We start from the raw sequence: 23,994 nt of genomic DNA on the forward strand, positions 1-23,994 counted from the left end.
GCAGTTTTATATTTTTATCCTTTCTTTGGGGCCCAGGTAGTAAAGAATTCTTTTACTTTTTCTTTACTGTACCCTTTTCCTTCTTCCAGAACATCACTTTGCTGAACTTTAATCATTTTCCCATCCTTATCCAAAACGATAAAAACCGGATAACCAAATTTTTCACCCGGATTTCCATACTGGGCAAAAACCTTTTCATTCTTATTATCCGGAGAATAATTCAGGTGGTAATACAGATAATTCTTGTCTACAATTTCCTTCAGTTCAGGAGTCGTCTGTACATAATTGTTAAAACGAAGACACCAGATACACCAGTTTCCACCTGCCTGGATCATTATATTTTTGCCTTCCTTCTTAGCCTGGGCAACTAATTTATTAATATCTGCCTGAGCATCTGCTTTTGGATCGTAAGGTTTAGGAAGCTTAGCCTTTTCTTCAGCTGCCTTTTTCTGAGCTTCTAATTTAGCCTCCTCAGCAGGCACTATAAGAGCTGTTTTTTGTTTTCCTTTTTCGGGCGAATTTTTTGCATTTTGTGAAAAAGCGAAAGTACTTAATCCCAGGAAAGCGAATATTATCAATTTTTTCATAATATAAAAGTAAAAAAATAATATATATCCTTCTGCAAAAATAGAACCATAATTTTATTATCACTAAATTTGCGTGTTTTATGAATTTTCTAATCAAAATATTATATCTGATCTCCAAGCTTCCGCTGAAAATATTATATGTTTTTTCGGATGTCATCTTCTTCCTTAATTATTATATTGTAGGATACAGAAAAGAGGTTATTACTCAAAACCTTAAAAACTCTTTTCCCAACAAATCTGAAGAAGAGATCAAAGAGATCCGAAAAAAATTCTACCTCAATTTTTCAGATTATCTGGTAGAAACCATCAAATCTTTCAGCATTTCGGAAACAGAATCCCGAGTGAGAATGCAGCATATCAATCAGCATTTATTTCACGAAGCTAAAGAAGAAGGTAAAAATATTATTCTTTTGGCAGGCCACGTTTTCAATTGGGAATGGATCAATGCACTGGCAAGAATTATTCCTCAGGCACACTGCCATCCCGTTTACAGAAAAGTAAACAGTGATTTCTGGGAAAATCAGATGAAGAAAGTCCGGAACAAATTTGGAAACGAAGCATTGGAAGCCAATGAGGTTATTCTGAATATTTTCAGATCTAAAAATAATGGAGATTCAGCGTATATGTTTGTCGCTGACCAAACACCTCACCATGCTCATGTCACTTACGGATTAGAATTTCTAAATCAGCGTACTCCTGCTTTCATAGGCTATGACAGGCTGGCCACAAGAATGGATCTTGTATTCATTTATTGTGAAATGAAAAAGGTAAAACGCGGCTATTATCAGGTTAATTATCACAGAATATATCCGGATGGTGAAAAGTTTACAGAAAATGAGGTCGTGAGAAAATTTCATAAATTACTGGAAAACACTTTACATAAACATCCTGACAACTACCTTTGGTCACATAGAAAATGGAAATATCAGGACTCTATCAAAAATTTTGATTCCGAAAAAAAATAGGTTGACATGCAGAAAAAACTGGCAGTTGCCATCTTAAACTGGAACGGCAGAAACTGGCTTGAGAAATTTCTTCCGGGTGTAGTACAATTTTCTCAGAATGCGGATATTTATGTGATAGACAATCTTTCTACAGATGATTCTGTTGAGTTTCTACAAAAGAATTTCCCCACAGTACATATTATTAAAAATGATAAGAACTATGGGTTTGCAGGCGGCTATAATGAAGGATTAAAATCCATCAGACATGAATACTACTGTCTTCTCAATTCTGACGTAGAAGTTACTGAGAACTGGACAGAACCTGTGTTGGAATTGTTAGAAAACAACCCAGCTATATCTGCAGTACAGCCCAAAATTTTATCTTATCATAACAGAAGTTATTTCGAATTTGCCGGAGCTGCCGGCGGCTTGATAGATAATCTTGGATATCCTTATTGCAGGGGAAGGGTATTTGATGATCTGGAAGAAGATAAAGGCCAATATAATGATGAAACAGAGATCTTCTGGGCATCAGGATGCTGTTTTTTCATCCGCTCAAAAGATTTTTGGGAGCAGAATGGTTTTGATGCCAGATTTTTTGCTCACCAGGAGGAAATTGATCTTTGCTGGAGGCTTATTAATTCAGGGAAAAAGATTTATTATACCGGAAACTCCAAAGTTTATCATGTAGGCGGTGGAACACTCAACAAGCAAAGTGCACAGAAGACTTATTTAAACATGAGAAATAATCTTTCCATGATGCTTAAAAACCTTCCCTTTCCACAGGTAATTTTGATAATTTTGATCAGACTATGCTTAGATGGCATCGCCGGAGTGTATTTTGGAATTAAGTATGGCATTTCCCATCTGTGGGCTGTATTGAGAGCTCACTTTGCGTTTTATAGTCACATTCCGGGAACTTGGAAACTTCGTCAAAGCCGTCAGAAAAAGGATTTTTATCAATCAAAATGGCTGATTTTTAAGCATTTTTTAGGTGGCAGATGAGAGGTTATAGGTTATAGGGATTAGGGATTAGGGATTAGGGATTAGGGATTGATTAAAAATTACGACTTTCTTACCTATTGTGAACTAAGGATTTATTAGAGTAAAAATTTATAACTTTAATCAATCTTAAGTTCAAAACCTTAAACCAGAGAACCAACAACAAAAAACAACCCGCAATCCCACAACTAATTATAATTTTAAGACAATGGATTTCTGTGCAATAGATTTTGAAACGGCAACACACGAGAAAAGTTCAGCGTGTGAGATGGGGATTTGTATCGTACAGGATTCTAAAATTGTAGAAACAAAGACCTGGCTGATCAAACCTCCGAGTTTTCCTTACTTTAGTAAATTCAACATTGCGGTGCATGGAATTCAGCCGGAAGATGTAAAAGATGCACCTACCTTTGATGAAATATGGTATGAAGCTCAGGATATGATGTACGGAAGTCTTATGATTGCTCATAATGCAGGGTTTGACGCCTCTGTTTTAAGGGGATGCCTGCAGCATTACGGAATGTTTACTCCCAACTTGAACTATCTTTGCAGTATTCAGCTTGCCAAGAAATCATGGAATTATCTTCCGAAATATGGGCTGAAGCCATTAGCAGAATATCATCAAATTGATTTTACCCATCACAGAGCAGGAGCTGATGCGGAGGTATGTGCCAAAATATCTTTACTGGCATTTGAAAAACTCTTCCTCACCAGTAATGATGAAGTAAATGAGTATATGAAAGCAAAAATTAAAAAGCTTTAGTTATCTTACAAACAATAGAACCCGGGTTCTTTGTAAAAACCTGTACTTTCTGACAGGACATCTGTTATTAATTACTCAACACTTCAGACAACAGGTTGAATTTTGGAATATCAATTTCAAAAGTTTCCTGTGTCTCCATGTTTTTAACCAGGTATTTTCCGCTCATATTACCTACTCCGGAACGAAGCATCACATTGGAAAAATAAGCAAAATTTTCATTGGTTCCTATCTCGGGAGTCAATCCGATCACTCCGTCGCCTATAATTTCTGTGTACCCGAATCCCACATCAAAAATCAACCATTTTCTTTTCAATACTTTGATAGGAAAGCTTCCGTCATTTTCTATCGAAATATTATATTTAAAAACGTAACGGTTTTCGGATGGATAACTGTTTTTACTATCATATTCAGGTATTACTGAAACTTTGATATTGGAAGTCATTTTTGAAAACATCATTGTAGTATTTTCTTAATAAATACAAAAATCTCGCCTTTTTTAAGGCGAGATCATATATTATGTTATAATTTTATTAAAAACTATAATCCAAGGCCTTTTCTTTCGTCACCTCCCATTAAAATTTCAACAGGGTTGTCGATACCTTCTTTTACCGCTACAAGGAATCCTACAGATTCTTTACCGTCGATAATTCTGTGATCATAAGACATTGCAACGTACATCATTGGTCTGATTACTACCTGTCCGTCAACAGCAACCGGTCTCTGGATGATGTTGTGCATTCCTAAAATTGCAGATTGAGGAGGGTTGATGATTGGTGTAGACATCATAGATCCGAAAGTACCACCGTTTGTAATGGTGAAAGTACCACCCGTCATTTCGTCAACTGTAATTTTACCGTCTCTTACTTTAGTAGCAAGATCTTTGATGTTTGCTTCAACAGCGCTGAAAGACATGTTTTCTGCATTTCTTAATACAGGAACCATCAATCCTTTAGGACCTGAAACCGCAATTGAAATATCGCAGAAATCATAGTTTACTTTGAAATCACCATCGATAGATGCGTTTACATCAGGATACATTTGTAATGCTCTTGTAACAGCCTTTGTGAAGAAAGACATGAAACCAAGTCCAACTCCGTGTTTCTGAGCAAATTCTTCTTTATACAGTTTTCTCAATCTGAAGATTTCAGACATGTCAACTTCGTTGAAGGTAGTTAACATCGCTGTTTCATTCTTCACAGAAACTAATCTCTGAGCGATTTTTCTTCTTAAAACTGAAAGTTTAGTCGTTGTAGTAGATCTTGAACCTGTTGCAGTAAGAGGGCTTCCTCCTAATGCAGGTACTGCTGCTAATTCAGCATCAGTTTTAGTAATTCTTCCGTCTCTTCCTGTTCCTGAAACCTGTGCAGCATCCATTCCTTTTTCGTCAAGGATTTTCTTAGCAGCCGGAGATGGAGCTCCTGTTGCATAAGTTTGTGGCGCAGCTACCGGAGTAGCAGGTTTTGGAGCTTCCTGTTTAGCAGGTTCAGCAGCTTTCGGAGCCTCTTCCTGTTTTGGAGCCTCAGCAGCAGGTGCAGCACCTTCCGGCTTTTTAGCATCCATATCAATTAAACAAACTACCTGACCTACTTGTACCACATCACCTTCTTCTGCTTTTAAAGTGATAACACCACTTTGTTCTGCAGGCAATTCAAGAGTTGCTTTATCTGAATCCACTTCGGCGATAGGTTGATCTTTTTCTACATAATCACCATCTTTTACAAGCCAAGTTGCAATTTCAACTTCTGTAATTGATTCGCCCGGTGAAGGAACTTTCATTTCTAAAACTGACATATCGAGTATTTTTTATTTTTTAATTGATTATTATTTAAATTAAGCTGTTACTGGTCTTTTTGCAGGAGCATCATCTCTGTCGAAAACTCTGTTGATCACTGCATTCTGGTTTTTCTCAAACATTTTGTGGCTACCCGGAGCCGGAGCACCGCTTGGTACCGGAGCAACTACCTGAATTCCTGTATCTCTGAAGTTTCTCAGGATATAAGACCATGCCCCCATGTTTTCAGGTTCTTCCTGAGCCCACACCAATTGTTTTCTGTTTTCATATTTGTTGAAGATGGCTTCAATAGCATCTGTCTGAAGTGGATATAACTGCTCGAATCTTACCAAAGCAATGTTTTCACAGTTCAGTTCTTCTTTCTTCGCTAATAATTCGAAGTACAGTTTACCTGAACAAAGAACTAATTTCTCTACTTTTTTAGGATCTGCAGCAGGATCGTCTAATACCGGTTGGAATGCTCCGTTTGCAAAATCTTCAAGCGGAGAAACCACTTTAGGATGTCTCAACAGAGATTTAGGGCTCATTACGATCAATGGTTTTCTGAACGCCCATTTCAACTGTCTTCTCAATAAGTGGAAGTAGTTTGCAGGTGAAGTAATATTGGCTACTACCATGTTTTCATTAGCACAAAGGGTAAGGAATCTCTCCAATCTTGCTGAAGAGTGCTCTGCTCCTTGTCCTTCTGAACCATGAGGCAATAACATTACCAATCCATCCTGAATTTTCCATTTTTCTTCTGCAGCTGCCAAATACTGGTCAACAATAATCTGAGCACCGTTCACGAAATCTCCGAACTGAGCTTCCCAGATGGTTAATGTATTTGGAGAAGCCATTGCATATCCGTAGTCGAAACCAAGTACACCATATTCTGAAAGGTGAGAGTTGAATACATCAAATCTGTTTTCAGAAACGTGTCTTAACGGGATGTATTCTTCTTCTGTATCTTCTGTTTTTACTACAGCATGTCTGTGAGAGAATGTACCTCTTTCCACATCTTCTCCGGAGATTCTTACATTGTGACCTTCTACAAGAAGTGTTGCATAAGCTAACCACTCTCCTAACGCCCAGTCTAATGAGTTAGCCTCAATAGCTTTGATACGGTTTTCAAAAAGTCTTGTAATTTTATTGATGAACTTTTTATCTGCCGGAAGTGTAGACATTTTAAGCGCCAGTTCTTTCAGCTTCGCTAAATCATATTTTGTATCTACCGGTAACTGAACTGCTCCTCTCTTACCAATTGGATAGTTTACCCAATCTTCAGCCATGAACACATCCATTACGTTTTTCTCAATCTCTTTAGAAGCGTCAAAATCTTTATCCAGAAGAGCTTTGAATTCCGTTTCCATTTTAGCAATTACATCATTTGAAGTAACGCTGTCTTTTAATAATTTATCTTTATAAATTTCTCTTGGATTCGGGTGTTTTGAAATGGTTTTATAAAGGTTAGGCTGAGTAAATCTTGGCTCATCCCCTTCGTTGTGACCATATTTTCTATATCCTAAAAGGTCGATATAAACATCTTTTCCAAATTTTGCTCTGAAGTCAGCAGCAAAGTGGATGGCATGAACAACCGCTTCAGCATCGTCAGCATTTACGTGCATTACAGGAGATTCTGTAACTTTTGCGATGTCTGTACAATATGTTGAAGATCTTGCATCCATATAGTTCGTTGTAAATGAAACCTGGTTATTCACAACGATATGAACTGTTCCTCCAGTTCTGTATCCTTCCAAAGTCATCATCTGAGCCACTTCGTAAGCAATACCCTGTCCGGCAATAGCTCCATCACCGTGGATGATGATTGGCAATACTTTAGAATAGTCTTTGTATTTGTCATCTACTTTTGCACGGCAGATACCTTCTACCAAAGCAGCTACTGTTTCAAGGTGAGACGGGTTTGGCGTAAGGTTGATACAAACTTCTTCTCCTGAAGCAGTTTTGATTTTTTTAGAAGAACCTAAGTGATATTTAACGTCACCGGAGAATACATCTTCTTCAAATTCTTTTCCTTCAAATTCTGAGAAGATCTGCTTGTAAGATTTTCCGAAAATGTTGGTAAGAACATTTAGTCTACCTCTGTGAGCCATCCCTAATACTACTTCATCTACTCCTAACTGAGAAGATCTTGAGATCAGCTGATCTAAAGCAGGGATTAATGTTTCACCTCCTTCTAATGAGAATCTTTTTTGTCCTACAAATTTTGTGTGAAGGTAGTTTTCAAAAGCTACCGCCTGATTTAATTTTAATAAGATTTCTGTTTTTTCATTGGCAGAAAGACTTGGGTGGTTTTCATTTACCTGAAGCCATCTTTTGATGAAATCTTTTTCTTCAACGTTGTTGATGTGCATGTATTCTACCCCAATAGAATCACAATAGATGTTTTCAAGGTGCTTGATAAGGTCTGCCAGCGTAGCAGGCTCTTTCATTCCGGTTTCAACCGCACAGTTGAATTTTGTATTTAAATCTTCTTTAGAAAGTCCGAAGTTTTCGATGTCTAAAGTAGGGGTATAGTGTCTTCTTTCTCTAACCGGGTTAGTCTTTGTAAAAAGGTGTCCTCTCGTTCTGTAAGCCTCAATAAGGTTTACTACTTTAAATTCTTTCTTGATATGCTCAGGAACTTCTCCGTTGGATACTGCCTGAGAAATCTGTTGTTGAACTGCCGGGGCAGCATTGGCTGAAGCCTGAATAAATTGAGTGTTATCGTCATCTCCGTAGTTCTCCAAAGCAAAATCGAAGCCTTGAAAGAAAGCTTTCCATGATGGTTCTAGAGAGTCCGGGAATTTTAAGTACTGTTGGTATAAATCCTCAATTAACTGAGAATGAGCTGCGTTTAGGAATGAAAATCTGTCCATTATTACAGTTTATCTATTTATTAAAATTTATTTGTAGAATTAATCTTCAAATTTAATAAAAAAAACCGAGTTAGAACAGTCTGAAACCGTTAAAAAAACTTAAGAAAAAATAAAATAAAAAAAAATCACTTATACACTGATAATGAGAGCTTAACGTTTACCTCCTGACCTTCCATCGGACGTTCAATAAAGGTCTGACGGATATCTCCGAAGCGCATCTCGTCTTTTTTGGCTTTCTGAATGAGCTGCTGGATTGCCCGAATTCGTCCCTCATAATTCCCTTTGTAGTACATTACGTAATTTTGAGACGGATTTACGGACCTAAAATTGAAATTATTATCAGACACTCCTATTTTCTTAGAAAGTGGAATTCCGAGGAAATAAGAAACCTCCTTGTCTTTGTAATTATCCGCATCAGTAATGAGAACCGGATATCCGAATTCATCATCTCTTTTACCAAGATCCATCGTTACGAAATTATAGACTTTGTTATAATTCATCACGATATTTTTGTACAGCGCATCTTTTTTGTTTGAGGTACTTACATTGATCCCCAACAACAATTTGTCCTCTTCATTTTCTACCATGAGACTATCATATTTGATGGCTGCCATCTGGTTATCTTTTTCCACTTTATTACCTAAAGAGTTTTTAAGATTCACCATACTTTTATTGATATTTTCAGCAAAACGGTCTTCAGTCCAGAAGTTTTCCACTCTTTTCCAGACCGGCAGTTTCGGAGTGTGTACGTACCATATGATTTTTGTTTTTTCTGCGGAAACAGGTTTGAATTTAACATCAACCAATGTCGGATTTTCATTTTCATCCTCAAAAAGCTGATATTTCAACGTTTTATTAAGGTTCTCATACCTGATGAACATTTCTCCGTCGGTATCATTTTTAGGATCTACATAGCTGATGGCACTTCCCTGCCCTTCGTAAGGCGTATAATAATCAATGTCTATAGAGGGTGAACTGGTAAAAAAGTTATTCCATCTTGTAAAATTCTGAAGGTTGTTAAACTGAGCAAAAACCTTATCCACAGGATAGTCGATCTCTTTTTCAATCGTAAAGTTTTTACTTTCATCTACAAAATAATACATGGAAGCAGCATACGCTCCTCCCAAAAGAATAATGATTACCGCTAAGATTTTAAAAATACGCATCGCACAAAAATAATACAAATAAAAAGAGTGAACAATATGCTGATCACTCTAGTTGTATGTTTAACAATAATTAACCCTGTTAAAGGCTGGAAGCTTGGTGAGGGAAACTGCAGGATACTATTTGGCGGATGATCACTAGTAATTTTCTGATTTAAAACATTTCATCTTACCTTATAAACCTGAATTTACATGATAAGATTTGTAGCGTTACTCCGCCCTTCAATAACCTCCATCTTCCAGCATCCAACTTCCTTTCTCTTACCCGATATGTGTTCCCGGAGCAATCACAGCTCCTTTCTTCACTACGACAATCCCATCCTGTACGGAATACGTCCCATAATCACCATCCGGAATATGTTTTCCACCGATGATTTTCACATTGTCTCCAATATAACAGTTTTTATCAAGGATTGCTTTTTCTATATAGCAGTATTTTCCAATTCCCATATTAGGACGGCCACCTCTGTCGTTCAGAACAATTTCCGTTGTGTTTTGGTAGAAATCCGCTCCCATAACGTAGGAGTTTACGATGGTACTTCCTTTGTCAATTCTGGTTCTGTTTCCGATCACGGAATTTTCAATTTTATCTGCCATGATGATACATCCGTCCCCAAAAACGGCTTTACTTACATAGGAACCATTGATTTTTGACGGTGGAAGCATTCTTGCTCTGGTATAGATCGGTGATGAAGAGAAAAGGTTAAACTGTGGCAGATCCAGGCAAAGGTCCAGATTCGCTTCGTAGAAAGACTCTATGGTTCCGATATCCGTCCAATAGCCTTCGTACTGATAGCTTAATGTTTTGTATTTTCCGATAGAACTCGGAATGATATCTTTTCCGAAATCATCACCAGCTCCTTCATCAAACATCTTTTTAAGGATATTCTTAGTGAAAATATAGATTCCCATGGAAGCCAGAAACTCTTTTCCGGTATGTTTATTTTCTTCTGAAACTTCAGATTTCAGGCCTGACAGCGTGTCAAAATCCGGTTTTTCATAAAAAGAAGTGATATTTCCTTCATCATCAGATTTTAAGATCCCGAAACCTGTAGCATCTTTTGCATTAACCGGAATGGTAGCAATGGTAAGATCACCTCCGTTTTCAATATGAAAGTCGAGCATTTCCCTGAAATCCATCTGATACAACTGATCTCCTGAAAGAATCAGAATATAATCATAATCATATTTTTCAAGATGCTTCATCGACTGGCGGACAGCATCTGCTGTTCCCTGATACCAGCTGTCATTTTCCACATTCTGCTCGGCTGCAAGAATATCAACGAAGCCTTTGCTGAAGATGTCAAAGTGATAAGAATTTTTAATATGTGAATTGAGAGAAGCAGAATTAAACTGCGTTAACACCAGAATTTTATTCAATCCTGAGTTCAGACAGTTTGAGATAGGAATATCTACCAGTCTGTATTTTCCTGCAATAGGAACAGCCGGTTTGGATCTCGTATACGTTAACGGGAATAATCTTGTTCCTCTGCCTCCTCCTAAAACAATAGAGATTACATTTCGATTCATAAATATCTTGCGTTTTATTTTATTAAGTTTACTGTTCTGTTCTTAGTGTTTACTGCTACTTTAAAGCATTCTTTGTTTTCATATTGGAGTTCGTTTTTATAAACAGTCACCCGAAACTCATCTTTATCATTCAATACTAAAACCTCTTTGTCCAGGTTATAGATTTCAATATTATATTTTTTAAGTTCATTTCTGAAGAACGGATTTGTAATAAGTACATCCATCACATCAGCACTCTTCATTACAAAGCCGTCGACATCTTTACGATACTTTTCTCTCCAGCCTTTCCCATATTTTCTTTCTATGGCATTATAAGTCCTTTTATTAATAGCATCTATTCTCTTCATCTCGTCAGGCTCTACCAGACAACCACCTACAGAGTAATGCTTTATTTTCCATTTTTCGGAAATAGCAGCCATTGCTTCATACCTTTCCGTTGCCGAAAGACCGTAGCCATAGATCCAATAATAACCTCCATGATAGCTTCCTCTGTCTTCTTTACATGAAAACAGCATAAACATTATCACAGAAAGAAATCCGAAAATCTTCACTCTATCAGCTATTATATAAAGCTATGTATTTTTCTGCAGATTTCTCCCATGCAAAATCAAAATTCATATTGGCATGGATAAGATCTTCCATAACCCCTTTTTGATTATAAATCGCCAATGCCCTGTTCATGGCATGTACAACATCATCTACACCCGGATAAGTAAAGTTCAGTCCTGCTCCACCGGTTGAAATATCTTCCACCGTATCTCTGAGCCCACCTGTATATCTTACCACAGGAACGGTCCCATATCTCATGGAATACATCTGGTTCAGGCCGCATGGCTCTACTCTTGAAGGCATCAGAAGAAAATCTGCCGAGGCATATATCTTATGGGAAAGATGCTCTTTATATCCGAGATCCAATGCAAAATTGGTGTACGTATAATCGTATTCTTTCAGTTTATTTTCTATATAGGTGTTCCCTGATCCGAGAATCATAATATTTAAAGCGCCATAACTCTGCTTAATGCTTCTCCATACAACATCCGGCAGCAGATCTGCTCCTTTCTCTGTTGCGAATCTTCCGATAAATGCGAATAAAGGAAGTTCAGGTTTTAATCCATATTCTTTACAGAGATTTTCTTTATTTTTTTTCTTTTGAGCGACTGCATTGGTACTGTTAAAATTAAAATCAAGCATCGGATCGGTTTCAGGATTCCAGACTTCTGTGTCAATACCATTGATAATTCCGTATGCCTTTCCAAATTCCTGACGAACGAGGCTTTCCAGTCCGCGGAAGCTGATAAAGAGTTCTTCAAGATATCCTTCCGAAACAGTGGTAAAAGCATCAGCACATTTAATCATGCTGGCCAGAGGATTCATCAGTCCGTTCCAATCCATCAGTCCCCATTTGTACCCATCAAAAGAAGGCATATACTGTGCCATACTCCAGCTCATCATGCCCTGATATTCGCCATTATGAATAGTTCCTATTGTTTTTACTCCTTTTAAGAATTCAAATTCATAGCAGTTTTCTACCATAAAAGGAACGAGACCGGTATGATAATCATGGCAATGCAGTACATCAGGACGGATTTTCATCGCAGAAAGCCAATGCAGAACGCCATGTTGGAAAGCCAGAAACTGGAAGCTTTCATCCTGGTACCCATAAGGGTTGTCCCTGTCTAATAATCCCGGAATTCTTACCATATACAGCTCAAATCCCAGAACATTGGTTTTCTCTTTCAATACCTGAACCTGCAGCATATTGGCTGCCTGATGAATAAATCCGTCAAAAACCAGATCAAATTCATGATCATATACAAAGGATTTGTTGTACCACGGCATTACCACCCTGGCTTCTACTCCTGCTATTTTATTCTGATATTTTGGTAACGCTCCCACCACATCTGCCAGACCGCCTACTTTTGCGACAGGATAACATTCTGTACTTAAATGATAAATAACCATTCTTTATCTCTTATGTTTAATTCTGTGTAATTTATATTTTTTATCTCTTTTCTGACGTAAAACTATTCCAGCCAATGGCGGCAGCTTCACGGTCATTGTTTTGGTGTATCCTCTCCACTCTTCATACTTCTCTTCCAGGATTTCAGGCTCCACTCCGCTTCCACTGTACTTTTCATCATCCGAATTTAAAATAACTTCCCAGTGGGTACCTGCAGGAATCCCGATTTTATAATCCAATACGTTGGGTGCCAGGTTTAAAGCCACCATCAGTACATCATCTTTCTTTTTTCCTTTTCTGAGGTAGACATACACCGAGTTTTCCAGATCATCTGCTTCCACCCATTCAAAACCATTTCTATCAAACTGATTTTCATAAAAGGCAGTTTCTGACCGGTACAAGTGGTTCAGTTCCTTCACCATTTCCTGCATTCCTTTATGAACAGGATATTTCAGCAAATGCCAGTCGAGGCTTCTTGTAAAATTCCATTCACTGGTCTGCCCGAATTCATCGCCCATAAAAAGCAGCTTGGCTCCGGGATGGGTATACATATATACATACAGGGTACGGAGATTGGCAAATTTCTGCCATTCATCCCCTTTCATTTTATAAATAAGACTTGCTTTTCCGTGTACGACTTCATCGTGTGACAAAGGCATCATATAATTTTCATTATACATATACATGGAAGCGAAGGTCAGTTTATGATGATGAAATTTACGGTTAATAAAATCTTCTTTGAAATAATCCAGTGTATCATGCATCCAACCCATCATCCATTTCATTCCGAATCCTACACCGCCGTCATGAACAGGTTTTGTAAGCATGGGAAAATCTGAACTTTCTTCTGCGATGGTGATGATATTATCTCCAAATTCTTTGTAGACAGCTGTATTAAATTCCTGTAGAAAGGCCTTCGCTTCCAGGTTCACATTGGTTCCATATATATTAGGTTCCCACTCTCCTTCGTTTCTTGAATAATCCAGATGAAGCATTGAAGTCACGGCATCCACGCGCAATCCGTCAGCATGATAACGATCCAGCCAGAACATGGCATTTGAAATCAGGAAGGATTTCACTTCATTTCTTCCGTAATTAAAAATATGCGATTTCCAGTCCGGATGAAAGCCTTTTCTCGGATCTTCATGCTCATACAGATAAGAACCGTCGAATCGGTGAAGCCCATTAGCATCTCCCGGAAAATGGGACGGAACCCAATCCAGAATAACGCCTATGTCATTGTTATGAAGTTCATCAATAAGAAACATCAGATCCTGTGGTGAGCCAAAGCGCGAGGTTGCTGCATAAAACCCTGTGATCTGATATCCCCAGCTCGGCTCGTAAGGATACTCCATCACGGGCATGAATTCTACATGGGTAAATCCCATTTCTTTGATGTAAGGAACGAGCTTTTTCGCAATATCTCTATAGTTTAAAAAACGCTGGGACTGATCTTCTTCCCTTACCCAGGAACCCAGATGTAATTCATATACCGATAGCGGAGCTTCCAGCCTGTTTTTTTTCCAGCGGTTATCCATCCACTCCTGATCATTCCATTCGTACCAGGTGGTGGAAACCAGGGAAGCCGCCTGAATATTCTGTTCCCAGCTCAACGCATAGGGATCACTTTTTTCCAGAATTTCGCCTCCTTGTGTTTCAATAGCATATTTATATAATGTTCCCCAGGTTAACCCTTCAATAAATCCTTCCCAAATCCCGGATTCATCCCATCGTGGAAACAAAATATGATCTTTATGATTCCAGTTGTTAAAATTTCCGATCACGGAAACTTTCTTTGCGTTAGGAGCCCATACGGAAAAATATACGCCTTTTACGCCCTCTTTTTCTGCAGAATGTGCTCCAAATTTACCATACAGCTTATAATGCCTACCTTCTTTAAAAAGATACACATCATGATCGGTGAAAAGCGTGTAGGTCTTAACAGAATTCATCAAGATCAGTTTATATTTATATTTTCCCTGAAACTACGAAAAATACTGACAATAGCGATGAATTATTCATCAAATAATTATCAAGATCATTTCATGTTTTGTCTATCTATCAAATATATCATTTTTTAACTCACATTTTTTATGATTTCAAAACAATCTTTTTTATAAATTTAACATCAATATTTTATTAAACACAACGATGAGGTTTGAACTTTATACAGCAGAAAAAGACGACAGACCGGTATTTATTACCGGAAATTTCAATAGCTGGAATCCCAAAGATTATAATTTCCAGCTTAAACAAATTGATCCTTCCGGTTATTTTATAGAAATCGAAGATCAGCTTCTTCCTGATGATATTGAATACAAATTCACAAAAGGAGGCTGGGAAAACGTAGAACTGGATCAATATGGAAATATCACTCCCAACCGGAAAGCGAAAAAATCTGCTGGTAAAACGTCCGACTCTGTAGACAAATGGAGACTGAACTGGGGACCGTTCAAAGAAGAATATTATCCTATAGCAGAAGTTATTTCCGAAAATTTTTACATTCCGCAACTTGACCGTTACCGCAAGGTTTGGGCACTGCTTCCTTATGATTATCATACAACGGATAAACAATATCCAGTTTTATACCTTCAGGACGCACAAAATCTTTTCAATGAAGGAAGCGGTTTCGGGAATTGGGAAATCGACAAAAAATTATCCATCCTTGCTGAATACGGGCGCGGCGATCTTATCATCATTGCGATAGAACATGGCAGTGAGGAAAGAATCAAAGAATATATTTTTGATAATGATCATGTAGCCAACGGTTCTGAAGGAAAAAAGTACATCCGTTTTATTGCAGATACTTTAAAGCCTTTTGTGGACGAAAATTACAGAACCAAAAAAGACCGTGACAACACCGGAATCGGAGGCAGTTCATTAGGAGCATTGATCAGTATTTATAGTGGATTTCTTTATCCTGAAGTGTACTCCAAACTACTGATATTCTCACCTTCTCTATGGGTAGAACCCAATAACAACTTTCCGATGATGAATTTCCGGGTTCCGTTTAAAACGAAGATCTATCTCTACGGCGGCGGCCAGGAAGGTTCTAAAATGGTCAAAAGAATTCATATTTTTGAAGAATATCTGAAAAGATGGGAAGAGAAAAAGCTTTTTGATTTTGAATTCAAAACCAATATCAATCCTGAAGGCACCCACAATGAGTTTTACTGGTCTCAGGAGTTCCCAAGGGCTATAGAATGGCTATTCTATGACAACACAGAAAATCCTGTAGAAGTAAAACCACAACAAAAAAGCATCAGAAACTAAATGCATAAAAACTGCTGCAGAAAATGTAAGCCTGACAGGGACAAAATGAAGGTAGCACTCTTTATGAATTTAGAAATTATAACATCTATTTATGAAACTAATCAATAAAAAAAACAAAAATTACACTCAGGTTTTCCAACTGTTTACGGAGGAAGAATGGACGAAAACCAGTAAAAATTTCAACAAAAACATTTCCAATTTTTTCACCGGAAAGAAATATGAAGTTTTTGTCAATGCTCATGAAGAAGGAATTACGTATTTCATTGGATTAGGAAAATCCGCCTTACAAAATTTCGAGATCCAGCAGGTGGCGGCTAAATTTTCACAGACACAGAAAGAAAAACTGCTGGCCGTACCTACATTAGCCCTTGCTGACTTCCTGAATGAAAAGCAGTTTGAGGAGTTTGTAAAAGGACTTTTAACAGGAACTTACAACTACCCTTTTGACAAAAAACATGCTTTCTGGAATACGAAATTTGAATTGCACTTTGAAAATTTAAGCCAGAAAAAATTAGATCATATCAGCCAGAAAGCAGAAGCATTGGTTAACGGGCAAACTGCCTGCCAGGACTGGCTTAACAAACCAGCCAATCTTAAAAAACCGGATATCTTAAGTGCATACCTTAAAAATCTGGCTAAAAAATATGACTTAAAATACACTGCTTTTAACAGAAAGAAATGTGAAGAACTTGGATTAGGCGCTTATCTTTCTGTGAATCAAGGAAGTGCTTACGATGCCGCTTTCACTATTTTAGAATATAAAACGACAGCAAAAAACGCCAAGACTTTCGGTCTGGTAGGAAAATGTATTCTCTTTGACACAGGAGGAATATCAATAAAAAGCTCTGCCAATCTGCATTATATGAAGTCCGATATGGGCGGAGCAACGGCTGTTTTGGGAACGTTAATCTATGCCGCAGAAATGCAGCTTCCTGTAAACATCGTCGCTGTTCTCCCTATTACTGATAATGCGGTCTCTGAAAAGGCCCTGCTTCCAAGTGATGTGATTACAGCCTACAACGGAAAAACAATTGAAGTACTTGATACTGATGCAGAAGGCAGATTAATTCTTGCAGATGGTTTGTCTTATCTTTCTAAAAACTACAAAACTGATTTCCTTATTGACCTGGCTACCTTAACGGGAAGCTCAGTGAGAATGTTCGGAGATACCTGTGCTGCTATGTTCTCCAATAACGAGGAACTGAAAAACAACTTAATCAAAACCGGTGACCAGACCAATCAGAGGGTTTGGAATCTTCCTTTATGGGATGTTTGGAAAGATGATATCCAGTCTGATGTAGCGGATATAAAAAACATCTCTCTAAAGCCTGTGGGAGACTGTATTATTGCTGCAAAATTTTTAGAGCAATTCATTGAGAACCATCCTAAATGGGCGCACTTAGACATTGCAGGAGTAGCCTTTGGAAGTGTGGGCTATGCAAAAGAAAAAGCAGCAACAGGTTTTGGTGTTCAGCTCCTGGTGAATTTAATTGAAAATTATCACTAAAAATTAGTTTTTTACAAAAAAACTCTGTATAATTGATTAGTGGATTTTCAAAAACGCACAATATTTTATTTTTTGATATTAATAAAATAATATATAAATGCTTTTATTTTTGAAAATTCACTAAATCTTAAAAAACATTATATGGAGAAGAAAACTATTGTGTGTATTTCGTGCTATTACAAAGGCTACGATTTTATGGACGAAATGAAGAAGCTCGGCAATAAAATCATCCTTGTAACCTCCGAAAACCTCAAAGAAAAAAACTGGCCCTGGCACGCGATTGATGAAACATTCTATATGCCCGAGCTCAAGCCTTCCGTATGGAATCTGGAACATTTAATTCAGGGATTTTCCCACCTGATGAAGACCAGAAAAGTAGATGCTGTGGTGGCTTTGGATGATTATGATGTTGAAAAAGCCGCATTAATCAGAGAGACCTTCCGTATTCCCGGTATGGGACAGACAACCCACCGGTATTTCAGAGATAAACTTGCCATGAGGCAAAAAGCAAAGGATTCCGGGATCAGCGTTCCTGAATTCACCGCTGTGTTCAATGATAACGAAGTGGATGAATTTACAGGCCGCGTTCCTGCTCCATGGGTACTGAAACCAAGGTCTGAAGCATCAGCATCGGGCATTAAGAAAATAACCTCCAAAGAACAGCTTCTTGAAGCCTTGGAAACACTGGGAGAAGAACGTCATCTTTTTTTACTGGAAAGCTTTAAGCCGGGAGACGTTTACCATGTAGACAGCCTTACTTTTAATAAAAAAATTGTTTTTACTTCTGCCTCAAAATATCTTGCTCCTCCGATGCAGGTTTCTCACGAAGGCGGTGTTTTCAGATCCAAAACATTAGGAAGATATTCCGAAGAGTTTAAAGCACTGGAAGATATAAATGCCAGAGTTCTTTCCAACTTCGGACTTGTCAACGGAGCCACCCATACAGAATTCATCCGGGGAAAAGAAGACGGAAAATGGTACTTCCTTGAAACTTCATCGAGGGTTGGCGGGGCTCATATTCCGGACCTGGTTGAAGCATCAAGTGGTATCAATATCTGGAGAGAATGGGCGAAAATTGAAGATGCTCTTCTGAGAGGACATGATTACAGCGTTTCTCCCCCTACAGGATATTATTCAGGCTTAATTGTGGCACTGATTAAAGATAAAGAACCGAATTACAGCAGTTTTGAATGCGAAGAAGTTGTCAAATTTCTTCCGATAGACTATCATGTCGGAATTGTCTATAAATCCGGAGACGCCTCTGTTGTACAGGACAGGCTGGATTTTGCTGCTGAAATGATTCATGCGGATATGCTGAACATTCTGCCTCCGAAAGGTAATAAATTGAGTTCTTAACAATGAAACTTGACATTGACATTCAAAATGTTATTGAATTCATAATATACAGCCTACCCGAAGATTCCCTCCTAAAATATAATTTAGAAAAGATAAAACCAAATAAGAAAAATGCCTCACATAGAACATACAGAGTATTATTCAAATATATTGGGAACAAGTCTCAAGGTAGAAGTGACCGGGCATTACGGCCATCCTATCATCATGTTTCCAACTTCCCAGGGACAATATACCCAGAATCATGATTTTCATCTTAACGGAAGTATCAACTGGTTTATAGAACAGGGAAAAGTAAAGCTTTACAATGTACAGACCATCGACAGCTGGAGTTTTTATGATGAAAAAATCTCGCCTCAGCAAAGAATAAGGAATTATGAACGGTATGTACAGTTCCTGGTCCAGGAATTCGTTCCTTATATCCAAAAACTTCACAAAACCCACCGCGTTGCCGTTGCAGGAGCAAGTTTCGGGGGCTATCATGCCGCTAATTTTGCTTTCAGATTTCCGGATTTGGTTTCTCATCTGTTTTGTCTTTCCGGCGCCTTCAGTATAAGGAATTTTATGGATGGCTACTCTGATGATCTGGTATACTTCAACTGTCCGAGAGAGTTTGTAAGAAATGATGAAGCCTGGAAATATAAACACATGCATATTGTACTGAGCACTTCCGATCAGGATATCTGCAGGGATAAAAATGTTGAAATGGCTGAAATCCTCAGGATAAAAGGCATAGATTTCTGGTACGATGAAAGAAAATGGATAGGCCACGACTGGCCGCTATGGAGAATGGTCTTCCCTACCTTCATAGGAGCATTTTTCTCTTAAAAACAATAAAAAAGACAAATAGAAAAAATATACCCACCTTAAAAACAAAAATTATGACAAAAAAAGTAGGAATTCTTTTCGGTATGGAAGACACGTTTCCCTGGGCATTTATAGAAAAAGTAAATGAAATGGGAGGTGGCGATATCATCGCTGAACCCGTTACTATTGATAAACTGGAACAGGGTGCAGATTATGGTTATGCAGTGATCATCGACAGAATTTCACAGGACGTTCCCTTTTACAGAGCTTATTTAAAAAATGCTGCCCTTAACGGCACTTATGTCATCAACAATCCGTTCTGGTGGAGTGCTGATGAGAAGTTTTTCAACAATGCCCTGATGTCAAAACTGGGAATTCCGCTTCCTAAAACGGTTTTGCTTCCATCACACGAAAGACCGGACAATACTTCAGAAACTTCATTCAGAAACCTGAAATTTCCTCATGACTGGGAATATATCTTCAATTATGTAGGGTTTCCTGCCTATATGAAGCCTCATGATGGCGGCGGCTGGAAAAATGTATACAGAGTAGAAAATCCGGATGATCTTTGGAACAAACTGGGAGAAACCGAGCAGCTGGTGATGATGGTACAGGAAGAAATTATCTTTGACGATTATTACAGAGTGTACTGTCTGGGCCAAAAATATGTCCACATCATGCCGTATGAGCCGAGAAATGCACCTCACTTGAGATACGCCACCACGCATCAGACCCAAGGTGAAGAACTTGAAAAATTACTGAAGACTATTCATGATTATACGATTAAAATGAATCAAGCTTTAGGATACGATTTCAACACCGTGGAATTTGCGGTAAGAGACGGTATTCCTTATGCCATCGATTTCTGCAACCCGGCTCCTGATGCAGACCGCAATTCTGTAGGAGAAGAAAACTTTGCATGGATCATAGAACATGCTGCCAAACTGGCTATTGAAAAAGCTAAAGAATATGTTCCGGGGAAACCTAACATTGCCTGGGGAACCTTCGTGAAGGATTCCATAAAATAACATTGAAAAAGAATTAAAAAACACAAAATAAATGCATCATCAGTTTACTATTGGAATTGAAGAAGAATATCAGATCATCGATGTGGAAAGCAGAGATCTGGTTTCTCACGTTTCAAAAATCATTGAAGGCGGCAAAGCGGTTTTAAGTGAAAACTTAAAGCACGAAATGCACGAATCCATGATTGAAATGGAAACAGGAATCTGCCAGAATATTCAGGAAGCCAGAACTGAATTAACGAATTTAAGGCGTCACCTCATCAATATCGCCCATGAACAGGGACTTCGTGTTTCCGGAGGTGGTACTCACCCATTCTCTCACTGGTCTGAAAACAATATCACTCAGGGAGAAAGATACATTAAAATCGTGGATGATATGGGAGATGTGGCCCGTGAAAATCTTATTTTCGGACTGCATGTTCATATTGGAATTCCTAATCGTGAAGAAGGTGTCAGAATTCAGAATGTGATGAGATATTTCCTTCCTCACGTCTATGCCCTTTCTACCAACTCCCCTTTCTGGATCGGAAGATATACAGGTTTTAAATCGTACAGACAGGAAATTTTCGTCAAATTCCCGAGAACCGGTATACCAAGTTATTTCAACTCGCTGGCAGAATTTGACAGCTATGTTGATCTTCTGGTAAAAACAGGAACCATCGACAATGCCAAGAAAATCTGGTGGGATTTACGGGTACATCCTTTTTATCCAACCATCGAATTCAGAATCTGTGACATGCCGTTAAGAATTGATGAAACCGTATGTCTTGCGGCCATTATGCAGAGTCTTGTTGCCAAAATCTATAAACTGCACCAGCAAAATCTCAGCTTCAGAAGCTATAGAAGATTACTGCTGAACGAAAATAAATGGCGTGCCTCGAAAAGTGGTATTGAAGCCCATCTCATCGATTTTGGGAAAGAAGAATCCGTTCCTTATCCTCATTTATTGAAAGAGCTTTTAGAGTTTATTGATGATGTGGTAGATGATTTGGGATGCCGTAACGAAGTGGAATACGCCTGGAAAATCCTTGAAAACGGAACCGGTGCAGACCGGCAGCTTCAGATCTTTAAGGAAACAGGTGATCTGACGAAAGTAGTTGATTATATGATCTCTGAAACGGAGTATGGCATCACCCATGGTGAACCTGCTTCATAATATTTTGGTAACTTTGCAAAAAATATGATGTAATGAAAGATATTCGAATTGCTCTGCTGGACATGAACAACAATCATGTGAATCAAGGTTTTAGAAATATTAAAGAAATTTCCGAAACTTTTCAGCAGAACTCTGAAGAAAATGTGGTGATCAAAACGTTTGATGTAAGATATAAAGATGAAATACCTGAAATAGAAGACTTTGATATTTTCATTTCTTCCGGTGGCCCCGGAAACCCACATCGTGAAGGCCTTGCATGGGAAAACCGTTTTGCAAATTTTTTAGATGCTGTTTTCGAGCATAATCAATACCATGAAGATAAAAAGTACCTTTTCCTGATCTGCCATTCATTCCAGCTGGCAAGTATTCACTGGAATCTGGGAAATATCTGCAAAAGAAAGTCTTATTCCTTCGGGGTAATGCCTGTTCATAAAACAGAGGAAGGTAAAGAAGAATTCTTATTCAAAAATCTTCAGGATCCTTTTTATGCGGTAGATTCGAGGGCCTACCAGTTTATAGAACCGGATCACGACCGTTTCCAAGAATTGGGAATGACCATCATGGCGATTGAAAAATTCCGTCCTCATATCAACCTGGAAAGAGCGGTAATGGCCGTTCGTTTTTCGGAGGAGATATTCGGAACACAGTTTCACCCGGAAGCCAATCCTGAATCTCTGATCGAAAACCTGAAGGATGAAAAGAACAAGGAAGCCATGATTGAAAATTTCGGGCTGGAAAAATATCTTGAAACGATAGACAGAATAGACGATGAAGATAAAATCATTCTTACCAGACATCAGATTCTTCCGAGATTCCTTCAGTTTGCAAAAAAAAACATTTTGAAAGAAGCTGAATCTTTGGTTTAATCAATACAAACCACAAAAGTCACAAAAGGGATTTGGGTATTACAATCATAAAAGCTGTTGAGAAGAACACATAAGCTTTCTTGAAAATCAAAGATTTCCCGATTAAATAGGTATTTTATAAAAGTGTATTGTAAACTTTTATATTCTAAAACTTTTGTGCCTTTTGTGGTGAAATCAAATTGGACATAAACGTCCGTTTTTTTTACCATCACAAAAGAAAAAAAATATGATCCCAGAATACAGAAAACAGTTCAATCAGGAGTTTTCAGATGAAAAATACCATCAACTCAAAAATATACTGACTGAAAAAGGTGGAACAGCACCTGGTTTCAGAGTTTCAGAAAGCCCGATTTTTCTGACTAAAGAGTTTGAGAAAAAACTGATCGATGCCAGTGAAAGTATCATCAGCCAAATTAAAGCAATGCCGGCAGAACTCCTTCAAAAAGCCATTCCTGAAAACTGCAGGGTTCCCAATGATACCCATCAACCTCATTTTTTCACCATAGATTTTGGAGTATGCAAAAGTGAAAACGGAACAATAGAACCTCAGCTGATAGAGCTTCAGGCATTTCCTTCTTTGTATGCTTTTCAAAAAGTATATGAAGAGACCTATTGTGAGGTTTATCCTTTTCTTTCGGAGATCAGAAATCCTATGTCCCATGATACCTTTAAAAACTATTTAAAAGAACTGATTGTAGGAGATGAAAACCCTGAAAATGTAATCCTACTCGAAATTTTTCCGGAAAGACAAAAAACGGCTATTGATTTTGCTTTGACCGAGAAACTGCTAGGCATCAAAACAGTATGCCTGACGAAAGTAAAAAAACAGGGCCGAAAACTGTATTATGAAAATAATGGTAAGCCTACCGAAATCAAAAGGATCTACAACCGGGTTATATTTGATGAACTGGACAATATTCCGGATCTGCATACAGAATTTGATTTCCGCGAGGAAGTGGATGTAAAATGGATTACCCACCCAAACTGGTTCTTTAAAATTTCAAAGTTCCTTTTGCCTTTACTGAAGCATGAGTTTGTTCCAAAGAGTTATTTTCTGCATGAATTCCCGGAGCATGAAAATCTTGAAAATTTTGTACTAAAACCATTGTTTTCATTCGCAGGAAGCGGAGTTAATTTGAATCCTACGAAAGAAATTACCGACTCTATTCAGGATAAGGAAAACTATATTTTGCAGAGAAAAGTGTTCTATGAACCAATTTTTGAAGATATCAACGGAGATTTTGCAAAAGCGGAGATCCGTTTGTTGTATATTTGGCGGGAAAACGACGAACGCCCTATCCTATTGGAAAATCTGGGAAGAATGACTAAAGCCGCCATGGTGAATGTAGACTTCAATAAAAAAGATGCCATCTGGATTGGTAGTTCGAATGCTTTTTTCGGATAAAAAACT

The 23,994-nt window shown here is 38.1% G+C and carries 20 protein-coding genes; 11 read left to right on the top strand and 9 right to left on the bottom strand.

Annotated elements, in window-relative coordinates:
• Nucleotides 1–14: 14 nt before the first annotated feature.
• Entirely contained in the window at nt 15–587 is a 573-nt protein-coding gene (locus PZ898_RS04815; RefSeq protein ID WP_277694921.1) for a thioredoxin family protein, read from the bottom strand.
• Between the two features lie 80 nt (nt 588–667).
• Here PZ898_RS04815 and PZ898_RS04820 point away from each other — a divergent pair, with 80 nt between their 5' ends.
• From PZ898_RS04820 to PZ898_RS04830, 3 genes are all read left to right on the top strand, one after another.
• The gene (locus tag PZ898_RS04820; protein WP_277694922.1) at nt 668–1,552 is read left to right on the top strand and encodes a lysophospholipid acyltransferase family protein; all 885 of its coding nucleotides are present in this window, start codon (nt 668–670) and stop codon (nt 1,550–1,552) included.
• A gap of 6 nt (nt 1,553–1,558) precedes the next feature.
• Nucleotides 1,559–2,536 (top strand): glycosyltransferase family 2 protein, encoded by a 978-nt coding sequence (locus PZ898_RS04825; RefSeq protein ID WP_277694923.1) that lies wholly within the window; start codon nt 1,559–1,561, stop codon nt 2,534–2,536.
• Nucleotides 2,537–2,741: 205 nt separating this feature from the next.
• A complete protein-coding gene (locus PZ898_RS04830; RefSeq protein ID WP_062675053.1) occupies nt 2,742–3,296 on the top strand; it encodes a 3'-5' exonuclease in 555 nt (184 codons plus the stop codon).
• Between the two features lie 67 nt (nt 3,297–3,363).
• On the opposite strand, the gene apaG is transcribed toward PZ898_RS04830, so the two are convergent.
• The 8 genes from apaG to glgB form a co-directional block, all read right to left on the bottom strand.
• Nucleotides 3,364–3,753: a Co2+/Mg2+ efflux protein ApaG gene (gene apaG, locus PZ898_RS04835; RefSeq protein ID WP_277694924.1), complete on the bottom strand. Its 390-nt coding sequence runs from the start codon at nt 3,751–3,753 to the stop codon at nt 3,364–3,366.
• 80 nt (nt 3,754–3,833) lie between these two features.
• Entirely contained in the window at nt 3,834–5,087 is a 1,254-nt protein-coding gene (gene odhB, locus PZ898_RS04840) for a 2-oxoglutarate dehydrogenase complex dihydrolipoyllysine-residue succinyltransferase (RefSeq protein ID WP_241279676.1), read from the bottom strand.
• A 39-nt stretch (nt 5,088–5,126) separates the two neighbouring features.
• Entirely contained in the window at nt 5,127–7,943 is a 2,817-nt protein-coding gene (locus tag PZ898_RS04845; RefSeq protein ID WP_062675058.1) for a 2-oxoglutarate dehydrogenase E1 component, read from the bottom strand.
• Between the two features lie 125 nt (nt 7,944–8,068).
• Nucleotides 8,069–9,109, bottom strand: a complete 1,041-nt coding sequence (locus tag PZ898_RS04850) for an SRPBCC domain-containing protein (protein ID WP_062675060.1) — start codon at nt 9,107–9,109, stop codon at nt 8,069–8,071.
• A gap of 258 nt (nt 9,110–9,367) precedes the next feature.
• Nucleotides 9,368–10,636 (bottom strand): glucose-1-phosphate adenylyltransferase, encoded by a 1,269-nt coding sequence (locus tag PZ898_RS04855; protein ID WP_062675062.1) that lies wholly within the window; start codon nt 10,634–10,636, stop codon nt 9,368–9,370.
• A 14-nt stretch (nt 10,637–10,650) separates the two neighbouring features.
• Nucleotides 10,651–11,187, bottom strand: a complete 537-nt coding sequence (locus PZ898_RS04860) for a hypothetical protein (RefSeq protein ID WP_277694925.1) — start codon at nt 11,185–11,187, stop codon at nt 10,651–10,653.
• Nucleotides 11,188–11,191: 4 nt separating this feature from the next.
• Nucleotides 11,192–12,598, bottom strand: a complete 1,407-nt coding sequence (locus tag PZ898_RS04865) for a glycogen/starch synthase (protein ID WP_062675066.1) — start codon at nt 12,596–12,598, stop codon at nt 11,192–11,194.
• A gap of 3 nt (nt 12,599–12,601) precedes the next feature.
• Complete coding sequence (gene glgB / locus PZ898_RS04870; RefSeq protein WP_277694926.1) at nt 12,602–14,548, bottom strand: 1,4-alpha-glucan branching protein GlgB; 1,947 nt, start codon at nt 14,546–14,548, stop codon at nt 12,602–12,604.
• Between the two features lie 199 nt (nt 14,549–14,747).
• Between glgB and PZ898_RS04875 the strand changes: the two genes are divergently transcribed.
• The 8 genes from PZ898_RS04875 (at nt 14,748) to PZ898_RS04910 (ending at nt 23,988) form a co-directional block, all read left to right on the top strand.
• A complete protein-coding gene (locus PZ898_RS04875) occupies nt 14,748–15,869 on the top strand; it encodes an alpha/beta hydrolase-fold protein (protein WP_062675069.1) in 1,122 nt (373 codons plus the stop codon).
• Between the two features lie 91 nt (nt 15,870–15,960).
• Entirely contained in the window at nt 15,961–17,376 is a 1,416-nt protein-coding gene (locus PZ898_RS04880; protein ID WP_062675070.1) for a leucyl aminopeptidase family protein, read from the top strand.
• 141 nt (nt 17,377–17,517) lie between these two features.
• Entirely contained in the window at nt 17,518–18,732 is a 1,215-nt protein-coding gene (locus tag PZ898_RS04885) for an ATP-grasp domain-containing protein (protein ID WP_277694927.1), read from the top strand.
• Between the two features lie 111 nt (nt 18,733–18,843).
• Nucleotides 18,844–19,557 carry an alpha/beta hydrolase-fold protein gene (locus tag PZ898_RS04890; RefSeq protein WP_120231385.1) on the top strand — a complete coding sequence of 238 codons (714 nt, stop codon included), beginning with the start codon at nt 18,844–18,846 and terminating at the stop codon, nt 19,555–19,557.
• Between the two features lie 53 nt (nt 19,558–19,610).
• Nucleotides 19,611–20,564 (top strand): glutathione synthase, encoded by a 954-nt coding sequence (locus PZ898_RS04895; protein WP_062675074.1) that lies wholly within the window; start codon nt 19,611–19,613, stop codon nt 20,562–20,564.
• A gap of 31 nt (nt 20,565–20,595) precedes the next feature.
• A complete protein-coding gene (locus PZ898_RS04900) occupies nt 20,596–21,717 on the top strand; it encodes a carboxylate-amine ligase (protein ID WP_110010304.1) in 1,122 nt (373 codons plus the stop codon).
• 32 nt (nt 21,718–21,749) lie between these two features.
• Nucleotides 21,750–22,583 (top strand): GMP synthase, encoded by an 834-nt coding sequence (locus tag PZ898_RS04905; RefSeq protein ID WP_277694928.1) that lies wholly within the window; start codon nt 21,750–21,752, stop codon nt 22,581–22,583.
• Nucleotides 22,584–22,809: 226 nt separating this feature from the next.
• Complete coding sequence (locus PZ898_RS04910) at nt 22,810–23,988, top strand: hypothetical protein (protein WP_277694929.1); 1,179 nt, start codon at nt 22,810–22,812, stop codon at nt 23,986–23,988.
• Nucleotides 23,989–23,994 lie beyond the last annotated feature (6 nt).

It is taken from the genome of Chryseobacterium sp. WX (assembly GCF_029542485.1).
Taxonomy (GTDB): Bacteria; Bacteroidota; Bacteroidia; order Flavobacteriales; family Weeksellaceae; genus Chryseobacterium; species Chryseobacterium cucumeris.

Coding starts and splice junctions, on each gene's coding strand:
- PZ898_RS04880 (WP_062675070.1), top strand. CDS start 15,961: ATGAAACTAATCAATAAAAAAAACAAAAATTACACTCAGGTTTTCCAA.
- PZ898_RS04910 (WP_277694929.1), top strand. CDS start 22,810: ATGATCCCAGAATACAGAAAACAGTTCAATCAGGAGTTTTCAGATGAA.
- apaG (WP_277694924.1), bottom strand. CDS start 3,753: ATGATGTTTTCAAAAATGACTTCCAATATCAAAGTTTCAGTAATACCT.
- glgB (WP_277694926.1), bottom strand. CDS start 14,548: ATGAATTCTGTTAAGACCTACACGCTTTTCACCGATCATGATGTGTAT.
- odhB (WP_241279676.1), bottom strand. CDS start 5,087: ATGTCAGTTTTAGAAATGAAAGTTCCTTCACCGGGCGAATCAATTACA.
- PZ898_RS04900 (WP_110010304.1), top strand. CDS start 20,596: ATGCATCATCAGTTTACTATTGGAATTGAAGAAGAATATCAGATCATC.
- PZ898_RS04865 (WP_062675066.1), bottom strand. CDS start 12,598: ATGGTTATTTATCATTTAAGTACAGAATGTTATCCTGTCGCAAAAGTA.
- PZ898_RS04825 (WP_277694923.1), top strand. CDS start 1,559: ATGCAGAAAAAACTGGCAGTTGCCATCTTAAACTGGAACGGCAGAAAC.
- PZ898_RS04845 (WP_062675058.1), bottom strand. CDS start 7,943: ATGGACAGATTTTCATTCCTAAACGCAGCTCATTCTCAGTTAATTGAG.
- PZ898_RS04885 (WP_277694927.1), top strand. CDS start 17,518: ATGGAGAAGAAAACTATTGTGTGTATTTCGTGCTATTACAAAGGCTAC.
- PZ898_RS04890 (WP_120231385.1), top strand. CDS start 18,844: ATGCCTCACATAGAACATACAGAGTATTATTCAAATATATTGGGAACA.
- PZ898_RS04905 (WP_277694928.1), top strand. CDS start 21,750: ATGAAAGATATTCGAATTGCTCTGCTGGACATGAACAACAATCATGTG.
- PZ898_RS04815 (WP_277694921.1), bottom strand. CDS start 587: ATGAAAAAATTGATAATATTCGCTTTCCTGGGATTAAGTACTTTCGCT.
- PZ898_RS04875 (WP_062675069.1), top strand. CDS start 14,748: ATGAGGTTTGAACTTTATACAGCAGAAAAAGACGACAGACCGGTATTT.
- PZ898_RS04850 (WP_062675060.1), bottom strand. CDS start 9,109: ATGCGTATTTTTAAAATCTTAGCGGTAATCATTATTCTTTTGGGAGGA.
- PZ898_RS04855 (WP_062675062.1), bottom strand. CDS start 10,636: ATGAATCGAAATGTAATCTCTATTGTTTTAGGAGGAGGCAGAGGAACA.
- PZ898_RS04830 (WP_062675053.1), top strand. CDS start 2,742: ATGGATTTCTGTGCAATAGATTTTGAAACGGCAACACACGAGAAAAGT.
- PZ898_RS04820 (WP_277694922.1), top strand. CDS start 668: ATGAATTTTCTAATCAAAATATTATATCTGATCTCCAAGCTTCCGCTG.
- PZ898_RS04895 (WP_062675074.1), top strand. CDS start 19,611: ATGACAAAAAAAGTAGGAATTCTTTTCGGTATGGAAGACACGTTTCCC.